The organism is Citrobacter sp. CK185 (genome assembly GCF_030333565.1).
Taxonomy (GTDB): Bacteria; Pseudomonadota; Gammaproteobacteria; order Enterobacterales; family Enterobacteriaceae; genus Citrobacter_B; species Citrobacter_B koseri.
In genome coordinates this window covers 151,284-165,268 of sequence record NZ_JAOWFR010000023.1, presented here as the reverse complement: position 1 = coordinate 165,268, position 13,985 = coordinate 151,284, and the positions used below count along the sequence as shown (strand labels likewise).

At 57.7% G+C, this 13,985-nt stretch carries 11 protein-coding genes and 1 riboswitch; of the genes, 8 read left to right on the top strand and 3 right to left on the bottom strand.

Annotated features, from left to right (window positions below; all coding sequences use genetic code 11):
• Positions 1 to 119 precede the first annotated feature (119 nt).
• Together hutU and hutH are read left to right on the top strand one after the other, a co-directional pair.
• Entirely contained in the window at positions 120 to 1,805 is a 1,686-nt protein-coding gene (hutU, locus tag OGV79_RS08450; protein ID WP_012133206.1) for a urocanate hydratase, read from the top strand.
• A gap of 1 nt (position 1,806) precedes the next feature.
• Positions 1,807 to 3,327: a histidine ammonia-lyase gene (hutH, locus tag OGV79_RS08445; protein ID WP_012133205.1), complete on the top strand. Its 1,521-nt coding sequence runs from the start codon at positions 1,807 to 1,809 to the stop codon at positions 3,325 to 3,327.
• 105 nt (positions 3,328 to 3,432) lie between these two features.
• Here the strand turns inward: hutH and OGV79_RS08440 are convergent, their stop codons facing one another.
• Positions 3,433 to 3,909, bottom strand: coding sequence for a kinase inhibitor (locus tag OGV79_RS08440; RefSeq protein WP_047458005.1), 477 nt, complete (start codon positions 3,907 to 3,909; stop codon positions 3,433 to 3,435).
• 65 nt (positions 3,910 to 3,974) lie between these two features.
• On the bottom strand, positions 3,975 to 5,264 hold the full coding sequence (gene bioA, locus OGV79_RS08435; protein ID WP_047458002.1) for an adenosylmethionine--8-amino-7-oxononanoate transaminase: 1,290 nt from the start codon (positions 5,262 to 5,264) through the stop codon (positions 3,975 to 3,977).
• A gap of 86 nt (positions 5,265 to 5,350) precedes the next feature.
• Here bioA and bioB point away from each other — a divergent pair, with 86 nt between their 5' ends.
• From bioB to uvrB, 5 genes are all read left to right on the top strand, one after another.
• Positions 5,351 to 6,391 carry a biotin synthase BioB gene (gene bioB / locus OGV79_RS08430; RefSeq protein ID WP_012133202.1) on the top strand — a complete coding sequence of 347 codons (1,041 nt, stop codon included), beginning with the start codon at positions 5,351 to 5,353 and terminating at the stop codon, positions 6,389 to 6,391.
• Positions 6,388 to 7,542, top strand: a complete 1,155-nt coding sequence (gene bioF / locus OGV79_RS08425; protein ID WP_286468230.1) for an 8-amino-7-oxononanoate synthase — start codon at positions 6,388 to 6,390, stop codon at positions 7,540 to 7,542. Before bioB ends, bioF begins: the two co-directional genes overlap by 4 nt.
• Positions 7,529 to 8,284, top strand: a complete 756-nt coding sequence (gene bioC, locus OGV79_RS08420; protein ID WP_153258246.1) for a malonyl-ACP O-methyltransferase BioC — start codon at positions 7,529 to 7,531, stop codon at positions 8,282 to 8,284. Before bioF ends, bioC begins: the two co-directional genes overlap by 14 nt.
• A complete protein-coding gene (bioD, locus tag OGV79_RS08415) occupies positions 8,277 to 8,963 on the top strand; it encodes a dethiobiotin synthase (RefSeq protein WP_286468229.1) in 687 nt (228 codons plus the stop codon). Before bioC ends, bioD begins: the two co-directional genes overlap by 8 nt.
• Before the next feature lie 567 nt (positions 8,964 to 9,530).
• On the top strand, positions 9,531 to 11,552 hold the full coding sequence (gene uvrB, locus OGV79_RS08410) for an excinuclease ABC subunit UvrB (RefSeq protein WP_049008949.1): 2,022 nt from the start codon (positions 9,531 to 9,533) through the stop codon (positions 11,550 to 11,552).
• A 102-nt stretch (positions 11,553 to 11,654) separates the two neighbouring features.
• On the opposite strand, the gene yvcK is transcribed toward uvrB, so the two are convergent.
• Positions 11,655 to 12,563 (bottom strand): uridine diphosphate-N-acetylglucosamine-binding protein YvcK, encoded by a 909-nt coding sequence (yvcK, locus tag OGV79_RS08405; protein WP_024130513.1) that lies wholly within the window; start codon positions 12,561 to 12,563, stop codon positions 11,655 to 11,657.
• Between the two features lie 286 nt (positions 12,564 to 12,849).
• A riboswitch (molybdenum cofactor riboswitch) is annotated at positions 12,850 to 12,996 on the top strand.
• Here yvcK and moaA point away from each other — a divergent pair.
• Entirely contained in the window at positions 12,984 to 13,973 is a 990-nt protein-coding gene (moaA, locus tag OGV79_RS08400) for a GTP 3',8-cyclase MoaA (protein ID WP_024130512.1), read from the top strand. Its footprint overlaps the riboswitch before it by 13 nt.
• Positions 13,974 to 13,985 lie beyond the last annotated feature (12 nt).

Sequence of the window (13,985 nt, the reverse complement as noted above, 5' to 3'; positions counted from 1 at the left end):
GTGATTGCTGACGCAATATAACAAAAATGTATCTCAGTTGTTAAAATCAGCCTTGCGACAAGTTGTATAGACAAGTATATGTTACTTATCTGTCCGATCATCGTAAGGAGTCTGGTGTCATGCCTCAAAGCAAGTATCGTCAGCAGGATATCCGCGCCCCGAGGGGAACAACCCTGACGGCAAAAAGCTGGTTAACCGAAGCGCCGCTGCGCATGTTAATGAACAACCTCGATCCCGATGTTGCCGAGAATCCGCATGAACTGGTGGTTTATGGCGGCATTGGCCGCGCAGCGCGCGACTGGGAGTGCTATGACGCCATCATCAATGCGCTGACCAAACTGGAGGCCGATGAAACCCTGCTGGTGCAGTCCGGTAAACCGGTCGGCGTGTTTAAGACCCACGAAAACGCGCCGCGTGTCCTGATCGCTAACTCCAACCTGGTGCCGCACTGGGCGACCTGGGAACATTTCAATGAGCTGGACGCCAAAGGGCTGGCGATGTACGGCCAGATGACCGCCGGAAGCTGGATCTACATCGGCAGTCAGGGCATCGTGCAGGGTACCTATGAAACCTTCGTTGAAGCAGGACGGCAGCACTATCAGGGGAATTTGTCCGGGCGCTGGGTGCTGACCGCCGGGCTTGGCGGTATGGGCGGCGCACAGCCGCTGGCCGCGACGCTGGCGGGGGCGTGCTCGCTGAATATCGAATGCCAGCAAAGCCGTATTGATTTCCGTCTGCGTACCCGCTACGTCGATGAACAGGCCACCTCGCTGGATGATGCGCTGGCGCGAATTGAAAAATATACCCGCGAAGGTAAAGCCGTCTCCGTTGCGCTGTGCGCCAACGCGGCGGACGTCGTGCCGGAACTGGTAAAACGCGGCGTTCGCCCGGATCTGGTGACCGACCAGACCAGCGCGCACGATCCGCTGCACGGTTATCTGCCCTCTGGCTGGCGTTGGGAGGAGTATCAGGCGAAAGCGGCGTCAGATCCACAGGGCACGGTACAGGCGGCGAAACGCTCAATGGCGAAGCACGTACAGGCGATGCTGGCGTTCAGTGAAATGGGCGTCCCGACCTTCGATTACGGCAACAATATCCGCCAGATGGCGAAAGAGATGGGCGTAGAGAACGCCTTTGATTTTCCTGGGTTCGTTCCGGCCTATATCCGCCCGCTTTTCTGTCGGGGGATCGGCCCATTCCGTTGGGTAGCGCTTTCCGGCGATCCAGAAGATATTTATAAAACCGATGCCAAAGTCAAAGAGATTGTGGCGGATGACAAACATCTGCATCACTGGCTGGATATGGCGCGCGAACGTATTAACTTCCAGGGCTTACCGGCGCGTATTTGCTGGGTGGGGCTGGCGTGGCGGCAAAAACTGGGTCTGGCGTTTAACGAAATGGTACGCCGTGGAGAGGTCTCCGCGCCGATCGTCATTGGCCGCGATCATCTGGATTCCGGCTCCGTCGCCAGTCCAAACCGGGAGACGGAAGCGATGCGCGACGGTTCTGATGCGGTATCCGACTGGCCGTTACTGAACGCGCTGCTCAATACCGCCAGCGGTGCGACCTGGGTTTCGCTGCATCATGGCGGCGGCGTCGGCATGGGGTTCTCGCAACATGCCGGAATGGTGATTGTCTGCGACGGCACCGACGAGGCGGCGGCGCGTATCGCCAGAGTGCTGCATAACGATCCGGCGACAGGCGTGATGCGTCATGCTGACGCCGGGTATGAGATTGCGGTTGAATGCGCCGCAGAACAAGGGCTGAACTTGCCGATGATCGCGGCTACTCAAGGAAAACGCTGATATGAATACGCTTACGTTAACGCCGGGTCATCTGAGTTTTGCGCAGCTTCGCGCCGTCTGGCAGCAGCCAGTGCAACTGCGTCTTGATAGCAGCGCGGTTGACGGTATTAATGCCAGCGTCGACTGCGTGAACAATATCGTCGCCGAGGGGCGCACGGCCTACGGTATCAATACCGGTTTTGGTCTGCTGGCGCAGACGCGCATCGCCACGGAGGATCTGCAAAACCTGCAACGTTCGCTGGTGCTCTCCCACGCGGCGGGTATTGGCGAGCCGCTGGACGACGCGATGGTGCGTTTGATCATGGTGCTGAAAATCAATAGCCTGGCGCGTGGTTTCTCGGGCATCCGCCTGAGCGTGATTGAAGCGCTGATTGCGCTGGTCAACGCAGAGGTCTGGCCGCTGATCCCGGCGAAAGGTTCTGTAGGGGCATCGGGCGATCTGGCGCCGCTGGCGCATATGTCGTTGACGCTGCTTGGCGAAGGGAAAGCCCGCTGGCAGGGGGAGTGGCTTCCGGCGAAAGAGGCGTTGAAAAAGGCCGGACTGGAACCGATCACGCTGGCGGCGAAAGAGGGACTGGCGCTGCTGAATGGCACCCAGGCCTCCACCGCCTTTGCGCTGCGTGGGTTGTTCGAAGCGCAGGCGCTGTTCGCCTCTGCGGTGGTCTGCGGGGCGTTAACCACCGAAGCCGTTCTGGGGTCGCGCCGACCGTTTGATGCGCGCATTCATGCCGCGCGCGGTCAGCGTGGGCAGATTGACGCCGCCGGGCTGTTCCGCCACGTTCTGACGGAGACCAGCGCGATAGCACAGTCGCACCATAACTGTGAAAAGGTGCAGGACCCGTACTCGCTTCGCTGTCAGCCGCAGGTGATGGGCGCGTGCCTCACACAACTGCGTCAGGCGATGGAGGTGCTGCTCGTTGAAGCCAACGCCGTTTCGGATAACCCGCTGGTGTTTGCCGAAGAGGGGGATGTGATTTCCGGCGGTAACTTCCATGCCGAACCGGTGGCAATGGCGGCGGATAATCTGGCGCTGGCGATTGCGGAAATCGGCGCGCTGTCGGAAAGGCGTATCGCGCTGATGATGGATAAACATATGTCGCAGTTGCCGCCTTTCCTGGTGAAAAACGGCGGCGTCAACTCCGGTTTTATGATTGCGCAGGTGACCGCTGCGGCGCTGGCCAGCGAAAACAAAGCGCTGGCGCATCCGCACAGCGTGGACAGCCTGCCGACGTCGGCCAATCAGGAAGATCATGTGTCGATGGCGCCCGCTGCGGGTCGGCGACTATGGGAAATGGCGGCAAACACGCGTGGGGTCATTGCGGTAGAGTGGCTGGCGGCCTGCCAGGGTATCGACCTCCGGGAAGGGTTAACCTCAAGCCCGCTGCTGGAGCAGGCGCGAAAAGCGCTGCGCGAGCAGGTGCCGCATTATACTCAGGACCGTTTCTTCGCGCCGGATATTGAGTGCGCGACCGAACTGCTGGCGCGTGGGGACTTGTTCCGGTTATTACCTGATTTCTTGTAAAAAAATGCCGGATGGCGCTGACGCTTATCCGGCCTACGGCGCTGGGTGTCAGGTGCCGTAAGCTGGATAAGACGCTTTAGCGTCGCCATCAGGCAACAACGGCACTTAGCTGAACATTGCGGTAATCGACGCGCTGGCGAGCGCATGGAAATGGACGTTAAAGCCCACCATCGCGCCGCTGGCGCCTGCATCGACATCAATACGCTCCACATCCAGCGCGTGAACGGTAAAGATGTAGCGGTGCGTTTCCCCTTTCGGCGGAGCTGCGCCGCCGTAGCCTGCTTTACCAAAATCGGTGCGCGTCTGGAGAGTCCCTTCCGGCATCGCCACCAGGCCGGAACCAAACCCTTGCGGCAGTACGCGGGTATCGGCTGGCAGGTTGGCGACAATCCAGTGCCACCAGCCTGAGCCGGTTGGCGCATCGGGATCGTAGCAGGTCACGACAAAGCTTTTCGTACCGGCGGGCACCTCGTCCCAGGCCAGGTGCGGGGAGATGTTGTCCCCGTCATAGCCCATGCCGTTAAACACATGGCGATGGGGCAGTTTTTCCCCGTCGCGCAGGTCGTTGCTGATAAGTTTCATACCGCCTCCATTAATCTACTGATTAGCAAGGAAGTGTAGCCAGAACCGCTACAGCTTACCGCTGATTAATGGATAAAAAATGTTTCATTGCGCACAGCGTCGTTCACCGCCTGTGTCAGACGATGCAATTGTTCCGGCTGGATGATATAGGGCGGCATCAGGTAGATCAGTTTACCGAACGGGCGCACCCAGACGCCTTGCCCGACAAAGAAACGCTGCAACGCCGCCATATTGACCGGGTGCGTGGTTTCCACGACGCCGATGGCGCCGAGTACACGCACGTCAGCAACCCAGGACGATGCGCGCGCGGGCGCTAATTCCTGGCGTAACTGCGTTTCAATCGCCGCCACCTGCTGCTGCCACTCGCCCGTTTCCAGCAGGGAAAGACTGGCGCAAGCCACGGCACATGCCAGCGGATTGCCCATAAAAGTCGGGCCATGCATAAAGCAACCGGCTTCGCCGTTGCTGATGGTTTCAGCGACCAGACGGGTGGTTAGCGTGGCGGAAAGCGTCATCGTGCCGCCGGTGATGGCCTTACCGAGACACAAAATATCCGGCGTAATGTCTGCATGTTCGCAGGCAAACAGTTTACCTGTGCGGCCAAATCCGGTGGCGATCTCATCGGCAATCAGCAGAATCCCTTCGCGATCGCACATCTTACGGATGCGGCGAAGCCACTCCGGGTGATACATCCGCATCCCGCCTGCGCCCTGGACAATGGGCTCCAGAATCACCGCTGCAATCTCATGCCGGTGCGCCGCCATCAGGCGGGCAAAGGCCACCATATCCCGCTCGTCCCATTCGCCATCCATCCGGCTTTGCGGGGCGGGGGCAAAGAGGTTTTCCGGCAGATAGCCCTTCCACAGGCTGTGCATTGAGTTATCTGGATCGCATACCGACATCGCGCCGAAGGTGTCCCCGTGATAGCCGTTGCGAAAGGTCAGAAAACGCTGACGAGACTCGCCTTTCGCCTGCCAGTATTGCAGCGCCATTTTCATCGCCACTTCCACCGCCACCGAACCGGAGTCCGCCAGGAATACGCACTCCAGCGCTTGCGGCGTCATCGCCACCAGCTTGCGACACAGGTTGACCGCAGGGGCATGGGTAATGCCGCCAAACATCACATGCGACATGGCGTCAATTTGCGTTTTCATCGCGGCGTTGAGCTGTGGATGGTTGTAACCGTGGATCGCCGCCCACCATGACGACATGCCGTCGATCAGACGGTCGCCGTTGGCCAAAATCAGTTCGCAACCCTCGGCGCGCGCAACCGGATAAACCGGGAGCGGGGAGGTCATGGAGGTATAGGGATGCCAGATATGGCGTTGGTCAAAGGCAAGATCGTCCGTTGTCATAATCGACTTGTAAACCAAATTAAAAACATTTAGGTTTACGAGTCTACACCGAATCAAGAATTAACAACACCCTTTGGAGAGGCCCTATGGCTCACCACCCACGCTGGACATTGTCGCAAGTTACCGAATTATTTAATAAACCGCTGCTGGATCTGCTATTTGACGCGCAGCAAATCCATCGTCAGCATTTCGATCCGCAACAGGTGCAGGTCAGCACGCTGCTGTCGATTAAAACCGGCGCCTGCCCGGAAGACTGCAAATATTGCCCGCAGAGTTCCCGCTATAAGACGGGGCTGGAAGCGGAACGTCTGATGGAAGTGGAGCAGGTGCTGGACTCCGCGCGCAAAGCGAAGAACGCCGGTTCAACCCGTTTCTGCATGGGCGCGGCATGGAAAAACCCGCACGAGCGCGATATGCCGTATCTGGAACAGATGGTGCAGGGCGTGAAGGCGATGGGGCTGGAAGCCTGTATGACCCTCGGCACGCTCAATGAATCTCAGGCGCAGCGCCTCGCCAACGCCGGGCTGGACTACTACAACCACAACCTGGATACCTCCCCGGAATTTTACGGCAACATCATCACGACCCGCTCGTATCAGGAACGTCTTGATACGCTGGACAAAGTGCGTGAAGCGGGGATTAAAGTCTGCTCTGGCGGTATCGTTGGCTTAGGCGAAACGGTTAAAGATCGCGCCGGGCTGCTGTTGCAACTGGCGAATTTGCCGACCCCGCCGGAGAGCGTGCCTATCAACATGCTGGTGAAGGTCAAAGGTACGCCGCTGGCGGATAATGAGGATGTGGATGCGTTTGATTTCATCCGCACGATCGCTGTCGCGCGGATTATGATGCCAACCTCCTACGTGCGTCTTTCTGCGGGTCGCGAACAGATGAACGAACAGACGCAGGCGATGTGCTTTATGGCGGGGGCGAACTCCATCTTCTACGGCTGCAAGCTGCTGACCACGCCGAACCCGGAAGAAGACAAAGATCTCCAGCTGTTCCGCAAACTGGGGCTGAATCCGCAGCAAACGTCGGTGCTGGCTGGCGACAACGAACAGCAACAGCGTCTGGAACAGGCGCTGATGACCCCGGATACAGACGACTATTACAACGCGGCAGCAGTATGACCTGGCAGCAAAAAATTGACGATGCGCTTATGGCGCGTCGTTCTGCCGATGCGTTGCGTCGCCGCTATGCGGTGGCGCAGGGGGCAGGGCGTTGGCTGGTGGCTAACGAACGCCAGTATCTGAATTTCTCCAGCAATGACTACCTCGGTTTAAGTCACCATCCGCAGATTATTCGCGCCTGGCAACAGGGTGCGGAGCGCTTTGGCGTCGGCAGCGGTGGCTCCGGCCACGTCAGCGGCTACTCCGTGGCGCATCAGGCGCTTGAAGAGGCGCTGGCAGGCTGGCTTGGCTATTCGCGGGCGCTGCTGTTTATCTCTGGCTTTGCGGCGAATCAGGCGGTTATCGCCGCGCTGATGGCGAAAGACGATCGGATTGTCGCGGACCGTCTCAGCCACGCCTCATTGCTGGAAGCGGCAAACCTCAGCCCGGCGACGCTTCGCCGCTTTACCCACAACGATCCTCAACACCTGGCGCGCCTGCTGGACGCCCCGTGCGGCGGGCAGCAGCTGGTGGTGACAGAGGGCATATTCAGTATGGACGGCGACGGCGCGCCGCTGGCGGAGATCCACCGTGTCGCACGGCAGCGTAACGCCTGGCTGCTGGTGGATGATGCGCACGGTATTGGCGTTACGGGCGATGAGGGGCGCGGAAGCTGCTGGCGACAGCAGGTCAAACCTGAACTGCTGATTGTGACGTTTGGCAAAGGTTTTGGCGTCAGCGGGGCGGCGATTCTCTGCTCTGAAAGCGTTGCGGATTATCTGTTGCAGTTTGCCCGCCATCTGATCTACAGCACCAGTATGCCGCCGGCCCAGGCGCAGGCGCTGAGCGCGGCGCTGGCGGTGATCCGAAGCCCGGAAGGCGCAGATCGCCGGGAAAAACTGGCTGCGTTAATTCAGCGCTTCCGTTCGGGCGTTAAGGCCAGCGATTTTACGCTGGCAAATTCGCACAGTGCGATTCAGCCGCTGATTGTCGGAGACAATGCGCGCGCGTTACGGCTGGCGGATACTCTGCGGGAGCAGGGATGCTGGGTGAGCGCGATCCGACCGCCTACTGTTCCGGCCGGTACTGCCCGGTTGCGCCTGACGCTCACTCAGGTGCACGAAGCGCAGGATATTGATCGCTTACTGGAGGTGCTGGATGGCGCAGGTTGATAAGCAGGCGATTGCGGCCGCGTTTGGGCGCGCCGCGTCGCATTATGAGCAGCACGCTGAACTGCAACGCCAGAGTGCGGACGCGCTGTTGGCGCTGCTGGCAGGGCGCGAATGTGCGCACGTTCTGGACGCTGGTTGTGGGCCAGGGCGGATGAGCCGTTTCTGGCGAGAGCAGGGATGCGAGGTCACGGCGCTCGATCTCTCGGCGCAAATGCTGGATGAGGCGCGTCGTCAGCAGGCTGCTCACCATTACCTTGCGGCGGATATCGAAGCCATCCCGCTGGCGGCGGCGCGGTTTGATTTGGCATGGAGCAACCTGGCGGTGCAGTGGTGCGGCGACTTGCGCGGCGCGCTAAGCGAACTGTATCGCGTGGTGCGTCCTGGCGGCGTGGTGGCGTTTACCTCGCTGGCGCACGGATCGCTGCCGGAACTGCGTCAGGCCTGGCAGGCGGTAGATAACCGGGGGCATGCCAACCACTTTTTGTCGCCGGAGACGATCGGCAATGCAATGCGCGGCTGGCGCGTCCGTCAGCAGATCCAGGCGATCACCCTGTGGTTTGATGATGCGCTCAGCGCGATGCGTTCGCTTAAGGGCATTGGGGCGACGCATCTGCATGAGGGGCGTGAACCGCGCGTGTTAACGCGTTCGCAGTTGCGACAGTTGCAGTTGGCCTGGCCGCAGCAGCAGGGGAAATATCCGCTGACGTATCAGCTTTTTTTGGGAGTCATTGAACGTGATTAAACGGTATTTTGTCACCGGGACGGACACTGAAGTCGGAAAAACGGTCGCCAGTTGCGCCCTGTTACAGGCTGCCGCGCAGAGCGGCTTTCGGACGGCAGGCTACAAGCCCGTGGCGTCGGGCAGCGAGATGACGGCGCAGGGGCTGCGCAATAGCGATGCCCTGGCGCTACAGCGCAACAGCACGCTGACGCTGGCCTATGAAGCGATCAATCCCTACACCTTTGCGGAACCGACCTCGCCGCACATTGTGAGCGCAGAGGAGGGGAGACCCGTTCAGGCCTCGGTGATGTCCGCCGGTTTACGCACGCTGGAACGGCAGGCCGACTGGGTGTTAGTGGAAGGGGCGGGCGGCTGGTTTACTCCGCTTGGCGAAACGCTGACGTTTGCCGACTGGGTTGCGGCGGAGCACCTGCCGGTGATTCTGGTGGTGGGCGTGAAGCTTGGGTGTATCAATCATGCCATGCTGACGGCGCAGGCCGTGCAGCAAACCGGGCTGACGCTTGCCGGGTGGGTAGCCAATGACGTGACGCCGCCCGGAAAGCGCCATGCGGAATACATGGCGACGCTAACGCGGGTGATTACGGCTCCTCTGCTGGGCGAAATCCCCTGGCTTTCCGGGAAGGCGGAAAGTGCATCAACAGGACAATATCTCGACCTGACGCGCCTGAAGGCGGTGTAAAACAGGTGAAAATGCGAGCAGGATCTCGCCTGCCGCCCGCGTTTCGTTAGCTGATAAAAATCAAAAAAAAGCGATAATTTTTTTTTAGCCCCTCATCAAGGGGCGTCCGCGCGATTTTGCCAGGCGGCAGTCCATACGGGCTGGACGCAGTTATCCACCATTCCTGTGGATAACCTTGTGTATTAGAGTTAGAAAACACAACGTAAGCGAGAGAAGACGCGGCCTGCGACTAAATTGATGCGAAAGGCGTCTTAAGTAAATAGTGCTTATGAAACAATTTGTTAGATAAAAGCAATGGCTGTAAGGAAAGTGTCACGGGTTGCCACAAATCTTTCATCACACATCTTGACAAGTGTTAAAAAAGTCTTTGGTTTGGGGATAACCGCATCTCACTGGTTTTTTATCTCGTCAGGGTCTACATTTTACGTCGCAATGCCGGGTGTTATCCCTTATTTGAGTAATACCTTAAGTCGCCACTGTTTTTTCATCCAGTATATTTTGCTGGCAATATTAGCGGCTCCGGGTAAAATTAGTGTCCTGCCCGCCCATTCCTTCAGGTAGCTGCCCATGAGTAAACCGTTCAAACTGAATTCCGCTTTTAAACCTTCAGGCGATCAGCCGGAGGCGATACGTCGTCTGGAGGAAGGTCTTGAAGATGGTCTGGCGCACCAGACGCTGTTGGGCGTAACGGGATCAGGGAAAACGTTCACCATCGCCAATGTGATTGCCGATTTACAGCGCCCGACGATGGTGCTTGCGCCCAATAAAACGCTGGCGGCCCAGTTATACGGCGAAATGAAAGAGTTCTTCCCTGACAACGCGGTGGAATATTTCGTCTCTTACTATGACTACTATCAGCCAGAGGCGTATGTGCCCAGCTCCGACACCTTTATCGAAAAAGATGCGTCGGTGAACGAACACATAGAACAGATGCGACTGTCGGCGACCAAGGCGCTGCTTGAGCGGCGGGACGTTGTGGTCGTGGCTTCGGTTTCCGCTATCTACGGTCTGGGCGATCCCGACTTATACCTGAAGATGATGTTGCACCTGACGGTGGGGATGATCATCGATCAGCGCGCTATCCTGCGCCGTCTGGCGGAGTTGCAATATACCCGCAACGATCAGGCCTTCCAGCGCGGCACTTTCCGCGTACGCGGCGAGGTCATCGACATCTTCCCGGCGGAGTCTGACGATATTGCGCTGCGGGTTGAGCTGTTTGACGAAGAGGTTGAACGTCTGTCGCTGTTTGACCCGCTGACCGGGCAGGTTGAATCGACTATCCAGCGCTACACCATCTACCCGAAAACGCACTACGTTACGCCGCGCGAGCGCATCGTACAGGCGATGGAGGAGATCAAAGACGAACTGGTGGACAGACGCAGGATCATGCTGGAAAACAATAAGCTACTGGAAGAACAGCGCTTAACCCAGCGTACGCAGTTCGATCTGGAAATGATGAACGAGCTGGGATATTGCTCGGGGATTGAAAACTACTCCCGCTACCTTTCCGGGCGCGGGCCTGGCGAGCCGCCGCCGACGCTGTTTGATTATCTGCCAGCCGATGGCCTGTTAGTCGTGGATGAATCTCACGTCACGATTCCGCAAATCGGCGGGATGTTTCGTGGGGACAGGGCGCGCAAAGAGACGCTGGTGGAGTACGGTTTCCGTCTGCCGTCAGCGCTGGATAACCGTCCGCTAAAATTTGAAGAGTTTGAAGCGCTGGCCCCGCAAACCATCTACGTTTCCGCCACGCCGGGCAACTATGAGCTGGAGAAATCCGGCGGCGAGGTGGTGGATCAGGTGGTGCGTCCCACCGGGCTGCTGGACCCGATCATTGAAGTTCGGCCGGTGGCGACGCAGGTTGATGATCTGCTCTCTGAGATCCGCCTGCGGGCGGCGATTAACGAACGTGTGCTGGTGACAACGCTGACCAAGCGAATGGCGGAAGATCTTACCGAATATCTCGAAGAACACGGCGAGCGTGTACGTTACCTGCACTCGGACATCGATACCGTTGAGCGTATGGAAATCATTCGTGATTTGCGTCTGGGCGAGTTTGACGTGCTGGTGGGGATCAACCTGTTGCGAGAAGGGCTGGACATGCCTGAGGTCTCGCTGGTGGCGATTCTGGACGCAGACAAAGAAGGCTTCCTGCGCTCAGAGCGTTCGCTGATTCAGACCATCGGCCGTGCGGCGCGTAACGTCAACGGGAAGGCGATCCTCTATGGCGATAAGATCACCCCGTCGATGGCGAAAGCGATAGGCGAAACCGAACGTCGTCGCGAGAAACAGCAGTTATACAACGAAGAGCACGGTATCGTTCCGCAGGGGCTGAATAAGAAAGTGGTCGATATTCTGGCGCTGGGTCAGAATATCGCGAAAACTAAAGCGAAGGGCAAAGGGAAGTCCCGCGCAGCGGCGAAATCGGGTGTGGTTGAGCTGGATATGACGCCGAAAGCGTTGCAGCAGAAAATTCATGAGCTGGAAGGTCAGATGATGCAGCATGCGCAAAACCTGGAGTTTGAAGAAGCCGCAGAGATCCGCGACCAGTTGCATCAGCTACGTGAGCTGTTTATCGCGGCGTCCTGACGATGGCGGATGGCGACGCAAAGCGTCTTATCCGGCCTACGGTTGTGCCGCCTGTTGTGTGTAGGCCCGGTAAGCGAAGCGCCACCGGGCAAATCTGAACGCTTACCCCAACGCCTGTATCGCTTTCTCCAGCGCGTTATGCAGCAGCTGTCGGTCATGGCGATACGGAATATCGCTGGCTTCCAGCACTTCCTGAATCACAATCCGGCCCGTCACCGCTGAGGCATCCACTTTCGGGCCAACCACAATGGCGTCGATAACCTGTTTCCCGACGTATTGCTCCATAATCGCCAGTTTGTCGACAAGCGTTAAGCTGGCGGCGGGCAGACTCAATTCGCGCCCCAGATTACCGATATAGACCATCGGCGCCGGAGTACGGCGCAGCGCCTGCGCCAGCTCATCAAGCAGCAGAATCGGCATCAAACTGGTGTAGAAACTTCCGGGGCCAATCAGAATCAAATCGGCTTCGCTAATGGCCTGCACCGCTTCCCGGGTGGTGGGGACTTTCGGTGACAGCATCAGCTCCTGCGGCGGGGTCGCCAGTTGATCGATATTCACCTCGCCGTATACTTCATGCCCCTGATCGTCGATGGCCATCAGGTCTACCGGCAGCTCCGACATAGGGATTAAATGCGCATCCACCTTCAATAAGTTGCGAATTAAATTTATCGCTTCGAGAGGCCGCACACTCAGGTGGTCCAGCGCCTTTAACATCAGATTTCCGAGGTTATGGCCGGAAAGTTCACCATTACCGCCAAAACGGTACTCAAACATCGCCGACGCGACGCTGGGTTCGGTAATTAACTGGTTCAGACAGTTGCGCATATCGCCCCAGGCGATGCCCCCTTCAGAGCGGCGAATACGGCCTGTGGAACCCCCGTTATCGGTAGTGGTGACAATACCGGTCAGGCGTGAGCCTAATGAAGAGAGTGAAGAGAGAACGCGTCCTAATCCATGCCCTCCGCCGAGAGCGACAACACGATCCAGGTCTGCCAGCGTACGATTGCGCATACAAATTCCTAATATCAGAGGTACTGCGCTACAGTAGCGCAAATAGCGCCTTTTCAGCAATTAGCCAACGAACAACGATGGAAAATAAATCCATCCCCTCTACCTCTTTCGGATAGGGTTAGCCTGATGGCTAACTGATGTATATCAATGCAAAAGTGTAATTTTTGCTTATTCTGTAGCGAAATAGCACGATCATGACGCTATATACATGATTATATAGCGTAAAGTGGGAATGGCAAAAATGCTATTTACACGCTAGTATCGGCATAACCACCTTTTTAAGCGATGCTTAAAAAGACACTCTAGCCTCTACGCCTGTGTCAAATTGATATGGTGTTTTGGCCGTGACAAGCCTCGAAAGAGTTTGCCACCAGGGCGCAGGAAGAAATGACTCCGCCTCCCGTATTTGGAAAGGTGTACATGGCCTCACAACTTACCGATGCTTTCGCACGTAAGTTTTATTACTTACGTCTGTCGATTACTGATGTGTGTAACTTTCGTTGCACATACTGCCTGCCGGATGGCTACAAGCCTGGCGGTGTCACCAATAACGGCTTTCTGACCGTCGATGAAATTCGCCGTGTGACGCGCGCGTTTGCCAGTCTGGGCACCGAAAAAGTGCGCCTTACCGGCGGTGAACCGTCGCTGCGTCGCGACTTTACCGACATCATTGCCGCCGTGCGTGAAAACGACGCGATTCGCCAGATTGCGGTGACCACTAATGGGTATCGTCTGGCGCGTGATGCGGCGAACTGGCGCGACGCGGGTCTGACGGGCATCAACGTCAGCGTCGATAGCCTCGACGCCCGCCAGTTTCACGCCATTACCGGGCAGGATAAATTCCAGCAGGTGATGGCGGGCATTGACGCCGCGTTTGACGCCGGTTTCGCAAAGGTCAAAGTGAACACCGTGTTGATGCGCGATGTGAACCATCATCAACTGGACACCTTTCTCGCCTGGATTCAGGCACGCCCCATTCAACTGCGCTTCATTGAACTGATGGAGACGGGAGAGGGGAGCGAACTCTTTCGTAAACACCATATTTCTGGACAGGTGCTGCGTGATGAACTGCTGCGTCGCGGTTGGATTCATCAACTGCGCCAGCGCAGCGACGGCCCGGCGCAGGTTTTTTGTCATCCTGACTATGCCGGTGAAATCGGTCTCATCATGCCGTATGAAAAAGATTTCTGCGCCACCTGCAACCGTCTGCGCGTTTCCTCGGTCGGTAAGCTCCATCTTTGCCTGTTTGGCGAAGGCGGCGTGAGCCTGCGCGACCTGCTGGAAGACGATGCACAGCAACATGCGCTGGAAGAACGCATTTCAGCCGCGCTGCTGGAGAAAAAGCAGACCCACTTCCTGCACCAGAACAATACCGGTATTACGCAAAATCTATCGTACATAGGCGGTTAACGCCTTAACGGA

Coding starts and splice junctions, on each gene's coding strand:
- yvcK (WP_024130513.1), bottom strand. CDS start 12,563: ATGCGCAATCGTACGCTGGCAGACCTGGATCGTGTTGTCGCTCTCGGC.
- moaA (WP_024130512.1), top strand. CDS start 12,984: ATGGCCTCACAACTTACCGATGCTTTCGCACGTAAGTTTTATTACTTA.
- bioC (WP_153258246.1), top strand. CDS start 7,529: ATGGCGCAGGTTGATAAGCAGGCGATTGCGGCCGCGTTTGGGCGCGCC.
- bioB (WP_012133202.1), top strand. CDS start 5,351: ATGGCTCACCACCCACGCTGGACATTGTCGCAAGTTACCGAATTATTT.
- bioA (WP_047458002.1), bottom strand. CDS start 5,264: ATGACAACGGACGATCTTGCCTTTGACCAACGCCATATCTGGCATCCC.
- hutU (WP_012133206.1), top strand. CDS start 120: ATGCCTCAAAGCAAGTATCGTCAGCAGGATATCCGCGCCCCGAGGGGA.
- hutH (WP_012133205.1), top strand. CDS start 1,807: ATGAATACGCTTACGTTAACGCCGGGTCATCTGAGTTTTGCGCAGCTT.
- uvrB (WP_049008949.1), top strand. CDS start 9,531: ATGAGTAAACCGTTCAAACTGAATTCCGCTTTTAAACCTTCAGGCGAT.
- OGV79_RS08440 (WP_047458005.1), bottom strand. CDS start 3,909: ATGAAACTTATCAGCAACGACCTGCGCGACGGGGAAAAACTGCCCCAT.
- bioF (WP_286468230.1), top strand. CDS start 6,388: ATGACCTGGCAGCAAAAAATTGACGATGCGCTTATGGCGCGTCGTTCT.